Origin of the sequence: Anaerotignum sp. MB30-C6, from assembly GCF_030908465.1 — a bacterium.
Taxonomy (GTDB): domain Bacteria; phylum Bacillota; class Clostridia; order Lachnospirales; family Anaerotignaceae; genus Chakrabartyella.
The window spans coordinates 2,642,872-2,664,875 of record NZ_CP133078.1 but is presented as its reverse complement, the minus strand read 5'-3'; the positions used below and the strand labels follow the sequence as shown (position 1 = coordinate 2,664,875).

Annotated in this window: 16 protein-coding genes; 13 read left to right on the top strand and 3 right to left on the bottom strand. The window is 39.6% G+C overall.

What is annotated here, in order from left to right; all coding sequences use genetic code 11:
* The first annotated feature begins 94 nt into the window (after nt 1–94).
* The 6 genes from RBQ60_RS12980 to RBQ60_RS12955 all read left to right on the top strand — a co-directional run bounded on the left by RBQ60_RS12980 (nt 95) and on the right by RBQ60_RS12955 (nt 9,138).
* Nucleotides 95–1,792, top strand: coding sequence for a sensor domain-containing diguanylate cyclase (locus RBQ60_RS12980; protein ID WP_307884106.1), 1,698 nt, complete (start codon nt 95–97; stop codon nt 1,790–1,792).
* Nucleotides 1,793–1,972: 180 nt separating this feature from the next.
* Nucleotides 1,973–3,232: an EF-P 5-aminopentanol modification-associated protein YfmF gene (gene yfmF, locus RBQ60_RS12975; protein WP_307884105.1), complete on the top strand. Its 1,260-nt coding sequence runs from the start codon at nt 1,973–1,975 to the stop codon at nt 3,230–3,232.
* Entirely contained in the window at nt 3,219–4,466 is a 1,248-nt protein-coding gene (gene yfmH / locus RBQ60_RS12970; RefSeq protein WP_307884104.1) for an EF-P 5-aminopentanol modification-associated protein YfmH, read from the top strand. Before yfmF ends, yfmH begins: the two co-directional genes overlap by 14 nt.
* Nucleotides 4,467–4,893: 427 nt before the next feature.
* On the top strand, nt 4,894–5,799 hold the full coding sequence (gene lgt / locus RBQ60_RS12965) for a prolipoprotein diacylglyceryl transferase (RefSeq protein WP_307884103.1): 906 nt from the start codon (nt 4,894–4,896) through the stop codon (nt 5,797–5,799).
* A gap of 71 nt (nt 5,800–5,870) precedes the next feature.
* On the top strand, nt 5,871–7,781 hold the full coding sequence (locus RBQ60_RS12960; protein WP_307884102.1) for an ABC-F family ATP-binding cassette domain-containing protein: 1,911 nt from the start codon (nt 5,871–5,873) through the stop codon (nt 7,779–7,781).
* Between the two features lie 91 nt (nt 7,782–7,872).
* Nucleotides 7,873–9,138 carry an HlyC/CorC family transporter gene (locus RBQ60_RS12955; protein ID WP_307884101.1) on the top strand — a complete coding sequence of 422 codons (1,266 nt, stop codon included), beginning with the start codon at nt 7,873–7,875 and terminating at the stop codon, nt 9,136–9,138.
* Between the two features lie 83 nt (nt 9,139–9,221).
* Here the strand turns inward: RBQ60_RS12955 and RBQ60_RS12950 are convergent, their stop codons facing one another.
* Entirely contained in the window at nt 9,222–10,508 is a 1,287-nt protein-coding gene (locus RBQ60_RS12950; RefSeq protein WP_307884100.1) for a glycosyl hydrolase family 18 protein, read from the bottom strand.
* A gap of 97 nt (nt 10,509–10,605) precedes the next feature.
* Entirely contained in the window at nt 10,606–11,655 is a 1,050-nt protein-coding gene (locus tag RBQ60_RS12945) for a TlpA family protein disulfide reductase (protein ID WP_307884099.1), read from the bottom strand.
* A gap of 518 nt (nt 11,656–12,173) precedes the next feature.
* Between RBQ60_RS12945 and RBQ60_RS12940 the strand changes: the two genes are divergently transcribed.
* The 3 genes from RBQ60_RS12940 (at nt 12,174) to RBQ60_RS12930 (ending at nt 16,026) form a co-directional block, all read left to right on the top strand.
* Nucleotides 12,174–12,857, top strand: coding sequence for a response regulator transcription factor (locus RBQ60_RS12940; protein WP_307884098.1), 684 nt, complete (start codon nt 12,174–12,176; stop codon nt 12,855–12,857).
* Complete coding sequence (locus RBQ60_RS12935; RefSeq protein WP_307884097.1) at nt 12,841–14,382, top strand: sensor histidine kinase; 1,542 nt, start codon at nt 12,841–12,843, stop codon at nt 14,380–14,382. The genes RBQ60_RS12940 and RBQ60_RS12935 overlap by 17 nt, the downstream gene beginning before the upstream one ends.
* Nucleotides 14,383–14,493: 111 nt before the next feature.
* Nucleotides 14,494–16,026, top strand: a complete 1,533-nt coding sequence (locus tag RBQ60_RS12930) for a copper amine oxidase N-terminal domain-containing protein (protein ID WP_307884096.1) — start codon at nt 14,494–14,496, stop codon at nt 16,024–16,026.
* Between the two features lie 140 nt (nt 16,027–16,166).
* On the opposite strand, the gene RBQ60_RS12925 is transcribed toward RBQ60_RS12930, so the two are convergent.
* Entirely contained in the window at nt 16,167–17,051 is an 885-nt protein-coding gene (locus tag RBQ60_RS12925) for a PHP domain-containing protein (protein ID WP_307884095.1), read from the bottom strand.
* Between the two features lie 183 nt (nt 17,052–17,234).
* On the opposite strand from RBQ60_RS12925, the gene RBQ60_RS12920 reads away from it, so the two are divergent.
* The 4 genes from RBQ60_RS12920 (at nt 17,235) to recJ (ending at nt 21,996) form a co-directional block, all read left to right on the top strand.
* The gene (locus tag RBQ60_RS12920) at nt 17,235–17,669 is read left to right on the top strand and encodes a TIGR04086 family membrane protein (protein ID WP_307884094.1); all 435 of its coding nucleotides are present in this window, start codon (nt 17,235–17,237) and stop codon (nt 17,667–17,669) included.
* 194 nt (nt 17,670–17,863) lie between these two features.
* On the top strand, nt 17,864–19,102 hold the full coding sequence (secD, locus tag RBQ60_RS12915) for a protein translocase subunit SecD (RefSeq protein ID WP_307884093.1): 1,239 nt from the start codon (nt 17,864–17,866) through the stop codon (nt 19,100–19,102).
* 13 nt (nt 19,103–19,115) lie between these two features.
* Entirely contained in the window at nt 19,116–19,991 is an 876-nt protein-coding gene (gene secF, locus RBQ60_RS12910) for a protein translocase subunit SecF (protein WP_307884092.1), read from the top strand.
* Between the two features lie 229 nt (nt 19,992–20,220).
* Entirely contained in the window at nt 20,221–21,996 is a 1,776-nt protein-coding gene (gene recJ, locus RBQ60_RS12905; protein ID WP_307884091.1) for a single-stranded-DNA-specific exonuclease RecJ, read from the top strand.
* The last annotated feature ends 8 nt before the right edge of the window (nt 21,997–22,004 follow it).

Here is a 22,004-nt window from a genome sequence, read left to right as displayed (position 1 = left end):
TTCGGAATGTTTTATGGAAAAATAGATGTATTTTATATGAAATTTCTACCCAAACCATATATAATTAAAGTATAAGATTAAGGAGACTATGCCTATGACTAGAAAGAATTTAGTTCTTATACTTTATATGGTTATAATTGGTGTATTTAGTTTTGTATGTATTGATGCAGTTGAATTTTTTCATTATGGGGCAAGGAATAAACAGCAGGAAAGTCTGATGGAAATAAATGAAGGGTGGAGGTTTAAGGAAAAGGACACAGTACATAAAGTGGAGCATTTACCAAAAGTTTTTTTGGATACAACAAGTCAAGGAACGCTGATTCGAAAGTTGCCAGAAGCATTAAATGGCGATTCTATTTTGGCGTTTAGAAACCGCTTTCAGGATGTACAAGTTAAAATTGATGGGGAAGAACGCTATTCGTATACTGGGCTATTGCCCAATAGCTATAGACGGATGAATACCAACGTTTTTTGTATCATTGACTTGGAAAAGGAGGATAGTGGGAAGACAATTGAGGTGTTTTTTCACGCCCCCTTGGCTAACTCCAGTTTATATCTTCCTGATTTTTTCATTGGCACCGAGCCGGCACTACTTTTAAATTTTTTCCGCTACGACGCCCCAGCTTTGATTTTTTCAGGGATTATGATTTTTTTTGCCCTTTTATTTTTGGCAATGTGTATTAGACAAAAAGCTGGTGGACAAGAAAAGTGTGGAGTTTTGGCACATACGTCAATATTAATGGCTTTAAGCGGTATTTGGTCCATTACAAATTCCTCTATGGTATATTTGTCAGTGCAAAACGATATGGTTTTAGCCTTTCTTTCCTTTAATTCCTTTATGTTGTTACCTGTGGCAATCCCAATTTTTTATGGGGATGTGCTGGAAGAACAGAAGGGTTCCTTAAATCGATTGGCAGGGGTGGCTTCTCTTAACTTTGTTTTGCAGAATTTGTTGTACTTTTTTGGAAAGTACCAGTATATTGAAATGATGCCCATTACTTATATTGTGTCCCTTCTTTCCATTTTCGTATTAATTGGTATTTCCTTTCAGGAACGTGCGAAAGGAGCCTCTTACTATGCTTCCGGCTTCTTAATTTCGACCATCATATTTTTAGGGTTTTATATTTTAGATGTTCTTCGATTTTTCTATGATGTTCCCATGGACAACGCAAGATTTTTTCGATATGGTATTTTAGCGTTTATTATAATTATTTTATGGATTTGTGCAAAGAGAATGCTTTGTTATGTGGAGGTAGAAGTTGAAAATCGAGTCTATAAAGAGCTAGCCCTCAGGGATGTTTTAACTCGACTACCCAATCGAGCCGCCTTAGAAAAGCGCATTCAAACTTTGGAAGAGGTGGGGAGAGTTTGCGGAAGTTTAACAGTGATATTAATGGATGTAAATGGGTTAAAACCTGTAAACGATAAAAATGGACATGGTGCAGGGGATCGGCTTTTATGTGAGGCTGCGAAAAGCATCAAGGATGCCTTTCCAGAAGAACAGGATGCATGGTATCGTTTAGGCGGGGATGAATTCGTGGTATTATTGACGGAAACTGCCCTTGATAATGAGGAGTGTCAGGAAAGAATATTAAGAGCAACTGAGAAGTGGGAAAATTATGAGCATGGCCCCATTTCTATTTCCTGCGGAAGTAAATCCGTTAGAAACTTGAAAATTACAAGGGATGCAGTTTTACACTTGATGCATGAAGCAGACCAAATAATGTATAAAAATAAAATTCAGTACTATCAAAAAAAACTCAATAAGCGTAGTTCTCATGAGACCGTCTAGTAACCTAGAGGGTTTCTTTTTTTAATAAAGCAAGAGGGTGAATAAAAAAATATGGTTAGGAGTAATGAATGAAGCTTTTAGGGAATTACATTGACTCTAATTGAAATTTTGTTTTTTTCATTGCTTATTTTTGCCCCTTTGGGAAAGAATAACCCAAAACGTAGAAAATGAGGTGAAAAAATGTATTCCTTGGAAAGAAATACACCAAGATGTAGAATTTATTGGTTGGATGGAAAAAAGTTTAAAACAAACTTGTTTGTACTTTTTTTTGACCTACCGTTGAAACGTGATACTGCTACGAAAACAGCATTATTGGCAGAGGTATTAAAAGAAGGCTGCAAGGCTTATCCAGACCCACGTGGGCTAGCCGTTGCTGCAGAGGAAATGTATGGCGCCTTGTGGGATATATCTATTGTTAAAAAAGGCGATAGGCAGTTATTGTTATTTTCTTTGGAAACGGCAAAGGCTGTGGATGTAGAGGAAGCAATGGCGTTTTTAAAAGCATTGTCTTCAGAGCCTTTGGTGGAAAACCAAGGCTTTGTAGAAGAAATAGTAGATAGGCGTAAAGAAATTTTAGCAAGAAGGCTAGCCGCTTTGAAAGATGACAAGCGTGGATACGCAAGAAAACGTTGTTTAGAAGAAGTGGCAAAGGGTACACCATTGGAAATTTCTGCGGATGGTTATATTGAGGACTTAGAGCAAATTGATGGGAAAACATTGTATGACCATTATCTTAAAATTATTGAAAACGGCACAGTAAAAGTTTTTTTCTGTGGAGATGAGGGCGAAAAAGGGAAGCTTACCTTATTTCGAAAGATTTTCAAAGGTGGAGAGGCATTGGTCACCATGGAAGAGGGCGGCGCCTTACCCAAGCAGGAGCCAGTATTTATCAAAGAACAGGCTACCATGGAGCAAGCAAGGTTATTGATGGCCTTTGATACAAAGGCAGAATGGGGAAAACGTAGCTACGCAACCATGCTGGTGTTAAACCAGCTTTTTGGTGGAGATCCAGACTCCTTATTATTTCAAAACTTGCGAGAACGAGACGGTCTTTGCTACGACATAAAATCTTATACCTATCCGCTTACAGGGCTTTTATTTGTACAAACGGGCATTCAGGCTCAAGACGCAAAGAAGTCTGCAGTGGGGATTTTAAAGGCTCTGGAAGAATTGGGGGAGGATATTGTTGAGCCCAAAAAGTTAGAGCAAGCAAAAACAGCCCTTCTGCGCCAGTACAACACCATAGCGGATCAGCCTTGGGGTATGGTGGACTTTTCCGTGGAACAAATTTTGGTAGAAGGGGAACGTGGATTAGATCCTTTTTTACGTCGTATCCGTAATGTGACGGCAGAAGAGGTATGCCGCATGGCGAACAGGGCCAGATTAAGAAGCATTTATTTGTTAAGCGGAAAGGAGGCGACGAAACATGAAGGGAAATGAAACGGATAAAAGCGGAGTGGTTTGGAGAAAAATGCCATCGGGTATGGACTGTTATTTGATGCCTATGCCAGACTACGGGGAAAAAATGGCGGCAATTGTGGTAAAGGCAGGTTCCAACTTCTTGGTTTGTGACGGGGACAAAGGAGAGAAACCACAAGATTTTCCCCATGGAACGGCCCACTTTATTGAACATAGGCTGTTTAGACAAAGATGGGGGGACGCCTTTGCAGCATTTAGCAAGCAGGGTGCTTCAGCCAATGCCTTTACAGACCCATTAAAGACAGTTTATTATTTTAGTTGTCAGGAAAACTTTTTTGAGAATCTGCGTTTACTTTTAAGCTTTGTACAAAATCCCTATTTTTTAGAGGAAGAAACAGAGCAGGAAAAAAGCATTATTGATAGTGAGATTACAATGTACGATGATGATCCAGATTGGGTGGTGTATTATCAGCTTTTGCAGGCCATGTATCATAATCACCCCATTAGAATTCCCATTGCAGGTGACCATAAATCCATTAAAAAGATTAATCATAAGGTTTTACAACAGGCGTACGACTGCTTATATACCCCTGACCGCTTTAGTTTGATATGCGGAGGAGATATCCCCGTGGGAAAGGTAATGGAAGCGGCAGGGATGATGAAGAAAGGAAAAACAGGGTCAAATCCACTTTTTTACAGGGAACCTGAAGAAATTAAAGAAAGTTATGTGGAAAGAAAGCTTGGTATTACCAGACCTATTTTCCAAATTGGCTTTAAAATGTCGCCAGTACAAAAGGGTGCTTTACGCCAAAGAATTATAATGAACATTTTAATGGATGTTTTAGCTGGAGAAAGTAGTTTGTTTTATCAAGAGGCTTATAATAAAAAGTATTTGGACGAGCCTATGGGGAATGCCTACTTTAGTGGTGAGGAATACGCTTTTTGCGCTTTTTCGGGTACAGGAGAAAGGGGAAAAGAGGTTTGTGAACTCTTGATTCAGCATTTAGAAGCCCTGCGAAAAGACGGCGTTGGGGATGAAGACTTCCGCCGTATCCGTAAAAAACAAATCGGTCGTTTTATTCGAAGAAGTCAGTCCGTTTCGGGTATGGTACTAGGACAAATTGAGTGGGCTATGGAAGACACTTCAGCGGGTGAGGCATTCCGTTTTATTAAATCCGTGGAAAAAAGTCAGGTAAATCAGCTGTTGCAGAATGATCTTTTGGCAGAGAAAATGGTGCTTTCAGTGATACGTTAATTGAAGTAAAAAAACACAGATAACTTGAGGTTTCTGTGTTTTTTTATTTTGCTTAAGAAGAAAATATTGGAGTGAATTGGAGCTTTCATTTTTCAACAAGCTATACTTTGTCCAAAGGTGCCTTTCTCTGTATCCGTTTTATATTTATGGGTAGAAGAATAAGGCTTTGGATATAACAAAAAGAAGGTATGTAAAGACTAGATTCTAGTTGTTAATTGGTTTTTAAATAAGAATTCATTGAGTTACAGGGCTTGTTGTGGTATTATTTTTTCTAAATAGGCTGTTTGAGATAAGGGTTTTTATAGAAAACCTTCTTCGGGTATAGGGATGGAGCGTGGACATCATATAATATGAACAAAAATTGGTTAGAATAGGTTTAAAGAAAGTTGAAGGAGTAACAATTTAAGTAAGAAAGGTAGGAGTGCATATGCCAGAAATATGGTTTCCCAATTTGGGAATAGAAATAGACCATTTAAGTAGAGTTGCATTTACGATATTTGGGTATGACGTTTATTGGTACGGTATTCTAATCGGCACAGGAGTTTTTTTGGGGATTTTATTAGCCCTGAATGAAGCAAAAAGGACAGGGCAAGACCCAGATATTTATTTGGATTTTTCACTATATGCCTTGGTTTTTTCTATCATTGGTGCAAGGTTATATTATGTCCTGTTCTCTTGGGAGTATTACAGCCAAAACCTTGGAGAAATCTTTGCCACTAGAGAGGGTGGCCTTGCCATTTATGGTGGTGTTATCGGTGGGGTTATTACTGCTTGGGCGTATTGTAAAATTAAGAAGTTAAATTTCTGGCAGTTGGCGGATACCGCTGCACCCAGTTTGATTTTGGGACAGGTTTTAGGCCGTTGGGGGAACTTTTTTAATCGGGAGGCCTTCGGTGGTTTTACAGACAATCTGTTTGCCATGCGTTATCAGCTTTCTCAGGTACGTTGGGGGGATGTTTCCGATGAGACATTAAGGCAACTCCAAGTCATTGATGGGGTTGAGTATATTCAGGTTCACCCCACCTTTTTATATGAATCGTTATGGAATTTAGTGGTGTTTATCCTTTTGATTTACATGAGTCGTAACAAGAAATTCCACGGGCAGATTGCGGGACTATACTTCCTTGGTTATGGATTAGGCAGGGTTTGGATTGAAGGTTTGCGTACGGATCAGCTTACCCTTGGTGGAGTTGCTGTTTCCCAAATGCTATCGGGGATACTGATTGTTGCAGCCACTTTATTTTTAATTTGGAAAGGAAAGCAAATAAGGCTTTCCCATGCACCTGGAGGTGCTGGTGGTTCCTCGATAGAGGAAGAGAATAACGACGAGTAAGAACATTATGTTCAACTTGGGCCTCTGTTGTTTTTAACGCAGAGGCAGTGTTACATATTGGAGGAAAAGGCATGGTTTTATTAACAGCGGAACATATACGAAAAAGTTATGGAACAAGGATTATCTTTGATGATATTTCATTTAGTATTCATGAAGGGGATAAAATTGGCGTTATTGGTGTCAATGGTACGGGAAAGTCCACGTTGCTGAAAATGGTGGCAGGGGTTGGCCATGCTTACAGTGGTGAAATTATTACCATGAACGGTATGAGGGTTGCCTACCTTTCTCAGAATCCTGAGTTTACAGCGGGGACTACGGTGTTGCAACAGGTTTTCGCTGGGGATAACCCCAAGCTTGCGTTGGTAAGGGATTATGAAGAAACCATGGAGCAACTAAGCAAAAGTCCTGAAGATGGTAAATTGGTTGCCTTGTGTGCAAAACTGACGGAGGAAATGGATAAGGAAGAGGCATGGTCTTTGGAAAGTGAGGCAAAAAACATTCTCACCCGTCTTGGAATTTCTGAGTTTGGGCAAAAGGTAGAAACCCTTTCTGGAGGACAGAAAAAAAGAGTGGCTTTGGCAGCGGCATTGATTGCCCCTGTGGAACTTTTGATTTTAGACGAGCCTACTAACCATATTGACCATGACACCGTTGAGTGGCTGGAAAAACATCTGGAAAAATACTCTAAGGCGTTACTGATGGTTACTCATGACCGGTATTTCTTGGACCGTGTTGCCAATCGGACGTTAGAGCTGGAAAATGGGAAGATTTACTCCTATCAAGCAAATTACACAAAGTTCTTGGAATTGAAGGCGGAGCGAGAAGAATTAGCGGCAGCGGGAGAAAGAAAGCGTCAAAACTTTTTGAGAACCGAGTTGGAGTGGGTGCGTCGAGGAGCCCAAGCCAGAAGTACAAAGCAAAAAGCAAGATTGCAACGTTTTGAGGAGGTTTCTTCTCAAAAAGGCCCTGAAGAAAAGCAGAATGTGGAGCTTTCCTCCGTGGGAAGTCGTCTTGGTAAAAAAACCATTGAGTTGGAAAATATAGCAAAAGCCTATGATGGGAAAGAGTATATCAATGATTTTAGCTATATCGTATTACGGGATGACCGCATTGGCATTACAGGGGAAAATGGTTGTGGCAAAACCACCCTATTGAAAATAATGACAGGGAAATTACAGCCTGACAGCGGTATGGTACACCGAGGAGAGACTGTTAAAATCGGTGTATTCTCTCAGGAAAATGACCATATGGATGGGGCCATGAAGGTTCTTGATTATATCCGTGAGGTGGCGGAGTACATTGAAACGGGGGATGGTAAAATTAGTGCATCCCAGATGCTTGAAAAGTTTTTATTCCCTGCGGATATGCAAAGGGGGCCTATCTCCATGCTTTCCGGTGGAGAAAAAAGAAGGCTATATTTGGCTAGGGTTTTAATGGGTTCTCCCAACATTTTGTTTTTAGATGAGCCAACCAATGACTTGGATTTAGAGACTTTAATGATTTTAGAGGATTATTTGGAAGGATTCCAAGGGGCGGTGGTGGCCGTATCCCATGATAGATATTTCTTGGATAAAACGGTAAATCGTATTTTTGCCTTTATAGGCCATGGCAGAATTAAACAGTATGAGGGCGGATATACCGATTATAAGGAAGCGAGAGAGAAAGAGGCTCCTGCTTTTGAAGAGGTGAAGCCCCAAAAAATAGAAACTGTAAGAGTAAAAAGTACAGCGCCAATTACAAAAATGAGCTATAAGGATCAACGAGAGTATGATACCATCGGGGATGAAATTGCAAAACTGGAAGAGAGTGTTGAAAACACAGTGGCAAAAATGGAATCCTGCATGTCGGACTATACAAAGCTTCAAGAGTTATCCCAACAGAAAGAAGCGTTGGAGCGTAAACTGGAAAGCAAAATGGAGCGTTGGATGGAATTGATGGAATTGGCGGAGGAAATTGAGAGAAACCGCATAGAGCGGGGATAATGTGAATTTTCTATGGACGTAGAACGGCTTTTGTGGTATCTTGTTATATTGTAAAAATGTATCGGTATTTTAGAAATGGAGAGTGATTTTAGTGGACGGTGCCAGTCCGTACCTGATAGGGCTTTTGTTTTTTTTAGTTTGTTGTTCCGCATTTTTTTCTGCTTCCGAAACAGCTTTGACTTCTATAAGCAGGATTCGCCTTCGTAATATGGTGGAGGAAAAAATTAAGAACGCAGATAAAATTAGCAAACTTTTAGATGATCCAAACCGATTATTAAGCTCTATCCTAGTAGGCAATAACTTGGTAAATAACGGTGCCTCAGCCTTGACAACAGCCTTAGCAATTCAACTTTTTCATGGAGATGCAGGCAGCGGTGCCAGTGTTGCCACGGCATTTATTACAGTAGTAATTTTAATTTTTGGTGAAATTACCCCGAAAACCATAGCGGCGCAACAAGCGGAGAAAGTAGCGCTAGTTGTCGTGAATATTATTGCTGCCGTGGTTTTTGTTCTACGGCCAGTGGTCTTAGTTTTGAACGTGGCGACAGGGGCACTGATTCGTCTTTCCGGGTGCGACCCCAACGAAAAAACACCTACAATTACAGAGGCTGAATTGAAAACCATTGTAAATGTCAGCCACGAAGAAGGTGTTTTGGAGTCAGAAGAAAGAATCATGATTAATAATATTTTTAATTTTGGCGATGCCAAGGCAAAGGATGTTATGACCCCTAGAACAGATATGGTTACGGTTTCTAGTGATATTACGTATGAAGAATTTGTTACCTTGGTAAAAGAGGAAGGATTTTCTCGTTTTCCCGTATACAATGAGGATATTGACGACATTGTGGGGATTCTCTATGTAAAGGACGTATTTTTTGTTGATGAAAATGACTTCTCTACAGAAAAATACATGAGGGAACCTTACTTTACTTATGAAAGTAAGCCTGTTGACGGACTTTTTGCAGAAATGAGGGCAAGTCGTTTGGCGGTTGCCATTGTATTGGACGAGTACGGCGGTACTTCAGGTTTGGCCACAATGGAAGATATTATCGAAGAAATTATGGGCGAAATTGCCGATGAATACGATGACGAAGAATATGAAATTGAAGTGATTAAAGAAGATGAGTATGTAGTAGACGGTAGTACACGTTTAGAGGAATTTAACAAGATGGTTGGAAGCCAATTAGAGTCTGATGAGGTAGATACCATTGCGGGATATGTATTGATGATTTTAGGAAATTTCCCAGAGGGTGGAGAAGTGATAGAGTCTGACGACTTGAAGTTTGTTGTGGAAGAAATGGATAAAAACCGAATTTCTAAATTGCGTGTTTATATAAATCAACCTTCTGAAACATAAGAATAAAGTACAAAAAAGCGATAGCCTAAATTTTGGGTTATCGCTTCTTTTTTGAATGATGTTTCAATCTTTATATAGTTGGATTATCTAGCGAATTTCTCAATATTATACAGGTTTGAAGCCAACATCCAATTTTGAACAAATGGCCGCATGATATTCCAATAACCTACCCCAGCGAAGCCATATTCCGAGGCAGTACGAAGTTTTGCATCAATGCTTCTAGCGTCCTCAAACCAAACCACATGGGGCATGCCTTCTTCGTCTGAATAGTAAAAGTAAGGGCTTTGTGCCAGCTCATCATAGAGGATTTCTGCACGAAGGTTCATAGCCATTTGCACCGCTTCTTGATTCCCCATGGATATGGCTTTGCTGTCTCCACGAAGAAAGGGTAAAGACCAGTCGTAACCGTAGTTTGGGATACCCATAATAATTTTTTCGGGTGGAATTTCTGTAATGGCGTAGTCTAATACCTCCTTTACTTTGTTTAAAGGAGCCACGCCCATAGGAGGGCCGTAAGCAAAGCCCCATTCATAGGTCATAAGGAATACATAGTCAGCAATTTCACCGATGCGTTTATAATCATGGGCTTCGTAAAGCAATCCCGGTTGCTCTGCTGAGGTCTTTGGTGCCAATGCAACGAAAACTTTATAGCCTGCCGCATTCATGGCGGCTTTCACTTCACCAATAAAGCTGATAAAGGCCTCTTTATCTTCGGGCAATACATATTCAAAGTCTATATCAATACCATAATACCCTTTTTGTGACATAACGCTTAGCAGGTTGTTAATCAAGGTTTCTCTTGAATCAGGGTTATTTAACATCTGAGACACTAGTTCATTGCTAAACCTTCCTGAAGCATCTAAAGGGGTAAGCACCAAAATAGGGGCAGCACCTTTTGTATTAGCAGCAAGAAGTAATGCCTGGTCATCTGGGGGGAGTAGCTGTCCATCAGGCTGAAAACCATAGGAGAAGATGGAAAGCATGGACAAATAGGGTACCGTTTGATTTAAAACATCTTGTTTTATATGTGGGTAAACATAACCGTTTACTAGGTACTGTCCCAGAGGTTCCCCTGTATAGGAAATATTCAAAGTTTGCCCTGGGTAAATATAACTTGCTGATATAAGTTGAGGGTTATTTTGCAGCAGTGTATATTCGGTTATGCCAAATTTTTGTGCAATGGAGAATATGCTGTCTCCCGCTTCTACTTGATAAATTACCTCGGGCTCTAAAATTAGAAGGGCTTGGCCTTTGGTAAGAAGGTTTGGATTTGTAATGGCATTATGCTCCATGAGCTCTTTGATTGGTACATTATATTTTAATGCAATAGAATAAATTGTTTCGTCAGTATTTACTACATGAATCGTCATCAGCCCACCTCCGCTATTTATTTATTATTTTATGCGTAGGGGTGAAAAAAAGAATTGAAAAAAAGGAACGCATCTATAAGATACGCTCCTTTTAAAGCTATTTATCTGTTTCGTCTGTTTTGATTTCTTTTAGCATAGAATCTGTTGTAGTTATATAATAATCCAAATCTTTCACCCCTTCGATTTTTTGGGGTAAAGGCTTTCCTGTTTTGTCTACAAAAATGGATGTGGGAAGACCGTTTAAGTTTTCAATTATCCATGAGGCCATATTTTTGTCAGGTATAATGGTGGTAAAAGTTACCCCAGCTTCTTTATGGGCCTTTTCAACGATGTCTTCTGCGCCCTCTCCAGGGGTGTCGATGACAACTTGTACAAAGTTTACGTTGGGATACTTTTGTTTCAGCTCTTCATAGAAGGCTTGTAAGGTATCAAGCTCGTTAATATCAGGGTAACAGTAGGATGCCCAAAAGTTTACCACGGTTAAATCATAATCATAAAACATGGTACTTGTAATAGAATCTCCATCTAATGTAGTAGACATAAAATTCAGATACTGCTTATCTATATCTACCTGTGCCTGTACAGAGCTTTCGTCAGGAGGGAAGGTTTCTATGGTTTCCCTTAGTAGCGGTAACTCGGATTTTAGGGTTTCAAAGATCTTTTCAGAGCTTTTTTTAAACCTTGGAGTACTGCCAATGTAATCTGTTAAATAGTAAAAATGGAATCCTTCCTCTTGGGCCAACTCCTCACAATTCTCGTACAAGTCTATTTCATCCTGAACGCTGTCAGAATCAACATTTTCATCCCGAACAACTAAAAGAGTAAACAGGGGAATCATGAGTTCTTCCACGGGAACTTGCGAATCAATATTATTTAATTCGTCTAAATTTTCGCTAGGAGCAAAATCATATTCAATTTTCCCATAGATTTCCCCAGCAGTATCCACGTAGCTTACAGGAATTAAATTCACATCTTCCCGTTGCAGCCATTCCTTTGGAAGGCTATAAGCCAAGCCACATTGCTCAAAGCGATAATCTGTTTGTAATTCTTCGGTGGCATTCCCTGTTGTAGTATCCTTTTTTCCACACCCGTCAAGAACATTAATCGTCATGATGAGCGCAAGAAAAAGTGCCATTTTTTTTCTCATTATTAATCCTCCTATTAAAGTAAAAGAACAAAAAGAAATCTATTTCTATTCTTTTTATTTGTAAAAATCAGCCAAGGCTACAAGATAACATGGTTTGATTCAAACATGCTACATTATTATACAGAAAAAGTGTAGCCATCGCAATGGTAAAACCGATGGAAAATCAAAGATAAACTTATTTTTTAATTGCTTTTTAATGGGACAGCAATTTCCTTTTAACTGCATAAAGTTATACTTTTTAAGGAACTTATGTGTATATTAAGACTTAATGGAATTATAGACAAAGCTACAAAGCTTTTATGCAAGAAATAAAGATGTTTTAGCCTAATCACAATTAGTGTGGGAAAAATATGATTCACTTCTCTAAAATTAAGGATTTATGTGAAGTGAAAAAGACCTTTATAAATGTAAGGTGAGCCATATAGAAAATATGGGTCAAACCTTTTAATAGATTGGTTTTTGTCTAATTTCTTTGTTTTATGGTATAATGTACCAAATGTTGAAAAGGAGATAGAATTATGGCACAGAAGAAAATTCTTTTAATTGAAGATGAAGTGAAGTTAGCACGGTTTGTTGAGCTAGAACTCAAGTATGAAGGATACGAAGTGACTGTATGTCATGACGGACGTGAGGGTATGGCGCTTATCAACGAAGGGAATTTTGATATGATTCTCCTGGACTTGATGCTACCTGGCTTAACGGGTATAGAAATTTGCCGTAGGGTTCGTAAAACATCTAATGTGCCAATTATTATGCTGACAGCAAAGGACGAGGTAATTGATAAAGTGGCAGGCCTTGATAGCGGTGCCGATGATTATTTGACAAAACCTTTTGCTATTGAGGAACTTTTAGCTAGAATGCGGGTTGCGTTCAAGCATTGTGAGGATCGAACCACAAAAAAAGTTCTTTTGCAGGTGCATGATTTGGAAATAGACACAGAAAAACGTTTGGTTACAGTTGGTGGGGTAGCCGTTGAGTTAACGAAAAAAGAATATGAACTTCTTTTGTACTTAGTACAGAATAAAAATATTGTGCTCACAAGAGAGCAAATTTTAAACGAGGTTTGGGGCTATAGCTATATTGGAGAGACAAATGTTGTGGATGTTTATGTACGTTATTTGCGAGCAAAAATTGATGAAGCCTTTCAGAAAAAATTTATCCATACGATTCGTGGGGTAGGCTATTATGTCAAAGAAGACTAAAAAAGGGGTTTTTGGCGGTATGCGTCATATGGCAATCGCCAAGAAAATTACATTGCTCTATGGCGGGATTTTCAGCTTTTCTTTGCTCATTATTAGCTTATTTATGACCCTAAATATCACCGTCATTCAACAGCACAACATCCGACGGGAACTTACCTACACCATTAGTAATATTGAAGGCTTTATACGAGAAGGGAAAGAGCTAAACAGCGAAAATTTAAGAGGACTTTTGGAAAATAAATATGTTGAGGTTTGTGTATATGCCCAAAAAGACAATGTTTATTATTTTAGTCATTTTGGGGAAGGGCCTTCCCTCATTCAATCTCCCGAGTTTAACTTGCAAGGACACAACGGAGATTTGGTTAAAATTGATGAGCAATTGAAAGAAAGAAAGCGTTCTTTTGAGACAGATGGATTTAAAATTACGGTGCAAAAAGAAACTGGGGGCAATAGCACAGAGTATATTTTAGAAAATGGGAAAAACCAACAGCTGATGTTAATCTCTTCCTCTATTCCAACGGAGGATGGGCTTTATCGTATAGAAGCTTTTAAGTTAATTGATATTAACGCCAGCTTCCTTCGGGGGTTCATTATGAAACTTGGCATGATAGACATTGTTGGGGTTTTTTGTGCATTTTTGATTGGCCGTTACATCAGCCGTCGAATGTTACAGCCCGTAGAGGCTATTCGTTCTGCAGCGGAGCGCATTACCATAGAGGACTTAAGCCAACGTATAGATACAGACGGCCCTGACGACGAAATGAAAGAATTGACTGTAACGTTTAACTCCATGATAGATCGTTTGGAGAGTTCCTTTCAAAGGCAGAATCAATTTGTTTCTGATGCTTCCCATGAATTAAGAACGCCTATTTCTGTCATTCAGGGGTATGCAAATCTGATTAATCGGTGGGGGAAAAGTGACCCTGATATTTTACAAGAATCCATCGATTCCATTTTAAGTGAAACAGAGCATATGAGTGCATTGATTCGGAAACTTCTGTTTTTAGCAAAGGGCGATCAGAATCGTATGCTGGTTCAGAAGCAGTTGGTGACTTTAAATGAAATTTCCGCTGAGGTTGTGAAGGAACTGGAGATTTTAGAGGTTAATCGTAAGGTTATCTTTCAGGAGTGGGACCCTGCTGAAATATGGGCAGATCCTGACTTAATTAAACAGTTGCTTTGGATTCATGTGGAAAATGCGTTAAAATATACAAAAGATGGAGAAGCCATCACCTTAAAGGTGTGGAAGGATAAAAAATATGCCTATGTTTCTGTGGGTGATAATGGTGCGGGAATATCGGCAGAGCATCTACCAAAGATTTTTGATCGATTTTATCGTGTAGATCAGTCTAGAAATAAAGGTATTTCAGGAACAGGCTTGGGTCTTTCTATTGCAGAATGGATTATGGACAGCCATAATGGACAAATTTCCGTTGAAAGCAAGGAGGGGGAAGGAACAACCTTTACTAATACCTTTTTACTAAAGGGTAAGCCTAAAAAAGAAGAACCAAAAAAAGAAAATTAAAAGTTTTAAGAATTCCTTAATATTGGCACTTTTGTTTGATATAGGTAAAGTAAGGGTGTATAATTATGAGTGCATATTTTTGTGCAAACAAAATTTAAGGGGGAAATACTTATGAGAAAGAAGTTAGCAGCACTTCTGTGTGCCGTAATGTGTATCACAGCATTTACTGGATGCTCCAGTGCCGAATTGGGCTATCTGCAAATGAGCGTTGACATGTTGAACAAACTGGAGGCTTGTGAAGCATCTGGTAAAATCAATGTAGATTTGGATGTGGATGCAATGAAAGATTTTGCAACAAAAATTTCCAAATCAGCAGGGTCTACAGATGAAGAAGTTGCAGATGCATTAAAAGAATTAGAAGATGTTAGTGGCAAGAAGTCTGTTGTTTTGGACTATACTTTTAAAATGAACATGGACACTCTTAACTACCATATGGATATGGATATGACTTACGGTGGTAAGAAATATGACATGGGTGACATGTACTTTGGCATGACAGATGGTATTTATGTTTCTGGCCAGACAGTTTGGGGTATGTATGAAATGGCAAAGGACTTCGTAGATACTGAAGAATCTAGCTATTTGTTAGATGAAAACTTTGCAAAAGAATTAAAAGCAACATTGGACCAAAGCAAATACATTAACTTAATGTCTATGGCTGAAATGGGTCTGACAGATGATGAGCTGGGGCAGATTGCTCCAGAAGGTGGTTTCGGCGACTTGTATAATTCTGTACTTGAATTCTACAAGAATGCATTCTCTGGCTTTACTACAAACATGGTAAGTGAAGTTTCTGGTGGATACAAAGTTCAGGCAGACGGAAAAGCCGTTGCAAAATTAGTGGTTGACTTGTTAGACTATGTTGGCAGTAACCCTGACACAGTATTAGCTGCAACTACAACTTATATGTTGGATGTAATGAAGGTTATGAAAGCTTCTGAAGAGGAAATTGCTGCATTCCAGGCAGAAATGGATGCTGTAAAGGGCAACACAGCTGTGATTAAAGAAACAACAGACGCTATGAAGGCTATGTTTGAGGAAGCGATTGCAGACCCTGCTGTTTCCGATGTATTGGATAGCTTTGCATACGAAGCAACAATCACAAGATCAGGTGCAACATTTAATGCAAAAGAAACTTTTGCTGTTACAGACGATAACAAGAGTGTATTAAAAGTAACAAGCACAAGCAACGTGAAGGCTTCTAGCGGTAAGGTTGTTATGCCTACAGCAAGCGTTAGCGCAGAGGAAGTAGAAGAAAAGCTCACTGTATTGACAGAAAAATATAACCCTGTTTCAGCAGTAACTGTTCTTTGGGGCTGGGAAGGCGATTCCGAAGCCATGATGACAACAGAAAGAGCAGAAATTTCTTTGGTATCTGACGATGTTGAATTTACAGACTACGTTGTTCAGGATGGTCGTGCGTACTTGCCTTTGCGTGTAATTTGTGAAGCGTTGGGCGAAACCGTTGAATGGAACAAAGAAGAAAAAACAGCTTATGTTGTTCGTGAAGACGGTAAGACAGCGATGAGCGGCGTTTTGCAGGATGGTAAATCCTTTATCAGCGTTCGTGATTTTGAGAAATTAGGTTATACAGTTGATTATCAGACAGTAGACGGCTTAAAAGAAGTTACTGTAGCAAGATAAGAAGACAAACAAGAATTAAAATTAAGGGGCGACATCAGAAATGATGTTGCCCTTTTTTGTTCATAAAATTTACTTAGTATTATAATAAAGCAGTTATTCTAATTGTTTGTTGATAAAGCAAGGCAAGTTCTTATGAAATACTAAGCATGATTACTGTTTCTGATTTCTTTGATTGCTTCTTGCATATCCTGCCATACAGTGAAGGGAATAGCCAAGTTACCTCTACCAGTGCCCAAACGAATTAAGGGCTTATTAGCTCCATGAAAATCGCTACCCCCTGAAGGGAAAAGACCATATTTCTTTGCGAACTTCATCATGTTTTTTCTTTGGGAACGGGTATAAGTGGAATAAAAGCACTCTATTCCATCTAAGCCCATTAAGGCCAGTTCTTTGCATAGAAAGTCCAACTGATCGTGGGCAAGGTTATAGAGTGTAGGATGAGCAAGAATACTTATGCCTCCTGCAAGATGGATGGTTTGAATACATTGGGTGGGTGTCAATAGGGCTTTCGGGACGTAACCAGGGAGCCCTGGGGAGAGGTACTTTGTAAATGCTTCTTCTCGGGTGTAAATATAGCCTTTTTTCAAAAGGACGTTTGCAAAATGGGCACGTGTTATGATTTCACCCCCAGCATTTTCCATGACTTCCTCTATGGTGATTGGCAGACCAATTTGTGTTAATTGAGCTATCATTTGGATGTTTCTATTCATGCGGTTTTGTCCCATAATCTCCATTTGTTCTGCCAAAATGGGGGCCTTTGGATCAATGCCTAAGCCCACAATATGTAGCTCAGGCTGATGAAAGAAAGGGCATTCGGCGCCCAACTCAATTCCGGGGATGGCTTCTATACCATGTTTTTTTCCAGCCAGAAGGAACGCCTCAAGCCCTTCAATGGTATCGTGGTCCGTTAGGGCAATGGCGGAAAGCCCTTGTTTTTTTGCCAAAATAATAAGATCTTCAGGCGAGAAAGTGCCGTCGGAACAATAAGAGTGGGTATGCAAGTCAATTACATTGATTTTTTCCATATTCCTTCCTCCTTTCCTATAAGTATACCATAAAAGGGAAAACAAGGTCTTCGAAATTATGAAAGATGAAAAATAAATTAAAGATTTGGGATGTGCTATTCAGACAACAGAATACCAAGTTTGTATCATATTTGTTAAGCTTCTCCCATAAAATAAACCAAAGCTAACTGGGAGAGGATATTTTTGGAAAAGAAAAAGAAGGAGAGTAAGAAAAAAATACAGAAAAAAAGAGAAAGCATGGAAAAGCAAAGTGGGCAAAGCTGGATTTGTATGGTGAAAGGTATGGCTATTGCATATGCCATTACTTGTATTTTCTTTATTGCATATGGGCTTGTGCTTACATACACAAATATTTCCGAACAAAGTCTGCCTATGGTTGCGTTGGTATGTACTGCTCTTTCTTCGGCAGTGGCTGGGTACGATTGGGCAAAATGTCGTAAGAAAAAAGGCATGCTTATGGGGCTGGCAGCGGGTCTTTTGTACACATTAATCCTCTTTGTTGTGACGGGTTTGGCAAGCGATACCTTTACTTTGGGTATGTCAAAAATAATGACTTTAATCGTTTCCTTGGCTGGCGGCGGCATTGGTGGAATACTGGGTGTTAATGGGAAAAAGTGAAAAAATACTTGAAAAATCTACTCAGTGTGATATACTGACTGCTAAGAGAGTATACAATTTTTCTATCAAAAAATAGAAATGGCTGACTTTCTAAATAAGTGCGAAATAGGCTGGTTTCTCCTTTTTAAAAAAGGAGAACCGCCTTTCTTTTGTGCAAAAACTCGGAGGCACAAAGATTTCAGGAGGGAAACAGGATGAAAACAAAGGGAAGACTAATGCTATTCATTATGCTAATCATGGCATTAGGACTAAGCGCAATAACCTATTATGGATTTGGGCAGGACAAGCAGCTGAGTATCAACGATATTAAGCAAGGTCTGGATTTAAGCGGTGGTGTTGATATTTTGTATCAGGCTGACAAGGAAAATGTTACCGATGAAGAAATGGCAGCGGCGATTTCTTTGCTACAAGGCCGTTTGGATTGGAATGGCTGGACAGAAGCAGAAGCGGCTAAAGAAGGTACAAATCGCATCCGTGTACAGATTCCAGGTGTAGATGATGCAGAGGAAGCGATTCAGGAGATTGGGCAGACAGCACAGCTAGCCTTTGTAGATGAGGCGGGCAATGTACTGCTCACCGGCGATATGATAAAAAATGCGACAAAGCAAGTTGGGGCAACCTCCAAGAATGCACCCTCTATCCCCTATGTTTCTTTGGAATTCAACGACGAGGGGAAAGAAAAGTTTGCCAAGGCAACAGAAGAAAATATTGGTAGAACCATTGGCATTGTTATGGATGAAGAAGTGATTAGTGCGCCCGTCGTACAGTCAAAAATTACCGATGGACATGCTATGATTTCTGGTCAATTTACTGGGGAGAGTGCGGAAAATTTGGCGGCGTTGATTCGTGCTGGATCTTTACCCTTCAACTTAAATGTAATACAAATGAACAATGTTGGGGCAAGGTTGGGGGCAGATGCCCTCTCTACAGGTGTTTTAGCGGGCTTGGTAGGCATTGGGCTAGTGCTTGCATATATGGTTTGCGCATACAGACTATTAGGCTTTGCGGCGGACTGGGCGTTAATTATTTATATTGCATTGGATTTAATCGTTTTAAGTTTGTTTAACGTTACGTTAACCCTTCCTGGTATTGCGGGTATTATCCTCTCCATTGGTATGGCGGTGGATGCGAACGTTGTAATATTTGAACGTATTAAAGAAGAGCTGATTATTGGTAAAACACTACGTTCAGCTGTAAAGACCGGCTTTTCAAGGGCTTTGCCCGCCATTGTTGATGGTAATGTAACCACATTAATTGCAGCGGTTGTATTATTCTTTTTAGGCTCAGGTACGATTAAAGGCTTTGCCACCACACTTATGATTGGTATCATTATTTCTATGTTCACCGCATTGGTTGTGACAAGAGTCATTGTAAATGGCATGATAAAAGCAGGATTTCATAACCCAAAAAACTATGGGTTTCGAGTAAAGTAAGGAGGTGGCAAAGATGAGAATAATTGAGAATAGAAAGAAATATTTTGCCTTTTCCTTAATTTTGATTTTCATTGGAATAGCGGCAATGTTTTATCACGGCAGTAAGGGTAATGGTATGCTGAATTGGGACGTGGAGTTTACAGGTGGTACTTCCATGGAAATTGATATGGGCGAGGATTATGACCATGAAAAACTGGCCGAAATAATTTATAACGTTACAGGACAAAAAAGTCCTCAGATCCAGGATGTCATCGGCACAAATGAGTTTGTAGTAAAGATGCAGTCCATTGACAGCGCAACAAGAGGGCAGTTGGCAGATGCCATAAAAGGGGAGTTCCCTTTATCAGATGTTAAAACGACTTCAGACGTAAGCGGTACAGTAAGTGCGGAGATGCAAATGGCGGCGATTAAAGCATCGCTACTTGCGTGTTTAGCAATGTTAATCTATATCTCTATTCGTTTTAAAGACGTTCGGGCGGGTAGCAGTGCAATTATTGCCTTGGTTCATGATGTTTTGGTGGTTATAGCGGCATATGCGATTTTCCGTATCCCAGTGAATAATTCATTTATTGCTGTGTTATTAACAATTTTAGGTTACTCGGTAAATGCTACAATTGTAATTTTTGACCGTATCCGTGAAAACCACGATAAATTTTCAACACATGAAACCATGGAAAAAATCAACAAGAGTATTGGTCAGACTTTAGCAAGATCCATTAATACGTCCATTACCACGTTCTTTACCGTAGGTGCCATTTATGTAATCGGTGTGCAGTCTATTAAAGAATTTGCCCTCCCAATGATGGTAGGTATCGTTGTGGGCGCATATTCCTCTATTTGTATTTCCGGTTCCGTTTGGTTTTCGTTATTACCGAAAAATGAAAAATAATTCTATGCAGCAGGGAAAAAATCCTTGCTGCTTTTTTTATTGGAAAAGGGTTAACTTTATCTGTTGGGAAGAAGGGACACTCCATCCATGGAATTTGAAAAAGTATGAAAGTTTGAGGTCTCTCTTTTTTAAGGGTTAAGCTTTTGTTCGTTTATATTGATGCAGGGGATTCCTTGTTCCTTTCCTTATCTTTTATGCTATAATAGAAAGGTTGAAGGAGTTGTTACAGATGAAACGATGGTTACTAAAAAGATCTAAAATAGATACTTCTACCATGGCTAGGGAGCTGGGAGTTAAGGAAGCTGTTGCTTGTGTACTTGCCAACAGAGGCCTTGGACAGCGGCAAAAGGCTTGGGATTTTATATATGGCACAATGGAAGATTTAAGAGATCCTTACTTGATGAAGGACATGGCTTTGGCAATAGACCTAATTGGACAGGCCATTAAAACAGGAAGAAAAATTGCTGTTTATGGTGACTATGATGTGGATGGGGTTATGAGTACCACCATCCTCTATCGGGGAATTTTAAGGTGCGGTGGAGATGCAGTTTACTATGTACCCCATAGGCAAAAGGAAGGCTATGGTCTTAACCTTGACGCAATCGAGCAATTGGCAAAAGAAGGCGTGAATGTACTATTCACTTGCGATAATGGCATAGCTGCTTTGGAGGAGTGCAAAAGAGCCAAGGAGTTAGGCATGAGTGTTGTAATTTTGGACCATCATGAGCCAGGTTTTTTAGAAGTGGATGGAGAAAAGAAGGATATCCTCCCCGTTGCCGATGCAGTGATTGACCCAAAACAAAGGAAGTGCAACTACCCCTTTCCCATGCTTTGTGCAGGGGGCATAGCATATAAATTCGCTATGACACTATTGCAGGTATTTGAAGTAAAGGATGAAAGCTTAGAAAAAGAGTTTTTATGTTTCGGTGCTATTGCAACGGTTTGTGATATCGTAGATTTATTAGATGAAAACAGAATCATGGTTCGTTGGGGCTTAAGAGAAATACAAAAAACAACAAATATCGGTTTACGTGTTTTGCTGGAAGAAACGGGAATCGGGGATAAGCCTACTACGGAGTATCATTTGGGATTTATCATTGGCCCTTGTATCAATGCCACTGGGCGTCTAGAAAGCGGCCGTAAAGCGGTGGAGCTTTTTTGTGAAACAGATGAGGCAAAAGCAAGGGCAATTGCAAAGGCATTAATTAACCTGAACGAAGAACGCAAAAGTCTAACACTTCAGGCGGCAGAGCGGGCAATAGAGTTAATCGAGAAGGATCATTTACATAAAGAGAACGTCCTTGTTTTGTATGATGAGGACACCCATGAAAGCATTGCGGGGATTGTTGCAGGCAGAATAAAGGAACGGTACTATCGTCCTGTCATTTTAATCACTTCTGGGGAAGAAGGAGCAAAAGGTTCAGGTAGGAGCATTGAAGGATATAACTTATTTCAGGCCTTATTTGCTTGCAAGGAGCTATTTAGCCGTTTCGGCGGACATGCTATGGCGGCAGGGCTTTCTCTGCCCAAAGAAAATATAACCATTTTGAGACAAAGGCTAAACGATAGTTATCAGCTAACAGAAGAAGAAATGACACCTGTTTTGCGTTTAGAAAAGCAACTTAAATTTTCGGAAATCAATCTTGAGTTGGCAAAAGAGTTGAAAATGTTAGCACCCTTTGGAAAAGAAAACCCCTCTCCCTTATTTGGTTCCAAAGGCGTTTCCGTGGATAGGGTGGACCTAATTGGGAAAAATAAGGACATTTTTCGTATGACCATATCCCAGGAGAAAAGTGGGATGCGTTTTAGTGCCCTATCCTTTGATGGATACAACGGGATGCTGAATTTACTAAAAGAATTGTATCCCCAAGAAGAATGTGTTAAAATGATGAGCGGTGGAAAAATACCTGGAAAATTTGACTTTGTTTATAGCATAGAAATCAATACATATAACGGTAGAAGTTCTGTGCAATTAATGATAAAAGACTTTAGGCTTTCTAAATAAGGAGGAAC

Coding starts and splice junctions, on each gene's coding strand:
- RBQ60_RS12980 (WP_307884106.1), top strand. CDS start 95: ATGACTAGAAAGAATTTAGTTCTTATACTTTATATGGTTATAATTGGT.
- secD (WP_307884093.1), top strand. CDS start 17,864: ATGAAAACAAAGGGAAGACTAATGCTATTCATTATGCTAATCATGGCA.
- RBQ60_RS12930 (WP_307884096.1), top strand. CDS start 14,494: ATGAGAAAGAAGTTAGCAGCACTTCTGTGTGCCGTAATGTGTATCACA.
- secF (WP_307884092.1), top strand. CDS start 19,116: ATGAGAATAATTGAGAATAGAAAGAAATATTTTGCCTTTTCCTTAATT.
- yfmH (WP_307884104.1), top strand. CDS start 3,219: ATGAAGGGAAATGAAACGGATAAAAGCGGAGTGGTTTGGAGAAAAATG.
- RBQ60_RS12925 (WP_307884095.1), bottom strand. CDS start 17,051: ATGGAAAAAATCAATGTAATTGACTTGCATACCCACTCTTATTGTTCC.
- RBQ60_RS12945 (WP_307884099.1), bottom strand. CDS start 11,655: ATGAGAAAAAAAATGGCACTTTTTCTTGCGCTCATCATGACGATTAAT.
- RBQ60_RS12960 (WP_307884102.1), top strand. CDS start 5,871: ATGGTTTTATTAACAGCGGAACATATACGAAAAAGTTATGGAACAAGG.
- recJ (WP_307884091.1), top strand. CDS start 20,221: ATGAAACGATGGTTACTAAAAAGATCTAAAATAGATACTTCTACCATG.
- yfmF (WP_307884105.1), top strand. CDS start 1,973: ATGTATTCCTTGGAAAGAAATACACCAAGATGTAGAATTTATTGGTTG.
- lgt (WP_307884103.1), top strand. CDS start 4,894: ATGCCAGAAATATGGTTTCCCAATTTGGGAATAGAAATAGACCATTTA.
- RBQ60_RS12940 (WP_307884098.1), top strand. CDS start 12,174: ATGGCACAGAAGAAAATTCTTTTAATTGAAGATGAAGTGAAGTTAGCA.
- RBQ60_RS12950 (WP_307884100.1), bottom strand. CDS start 10,508: ATGACGATTCATGTAGTAAATACTGACGAAACAATTTATTCTATTGCA.
- RBQ60_RS12935 (WP_307884097.1), top strand. CDS start 12,841: ATGTCAAAGAAGACTAAAAAAGGGGTTTTTGGCGGTATGCGTCATATG.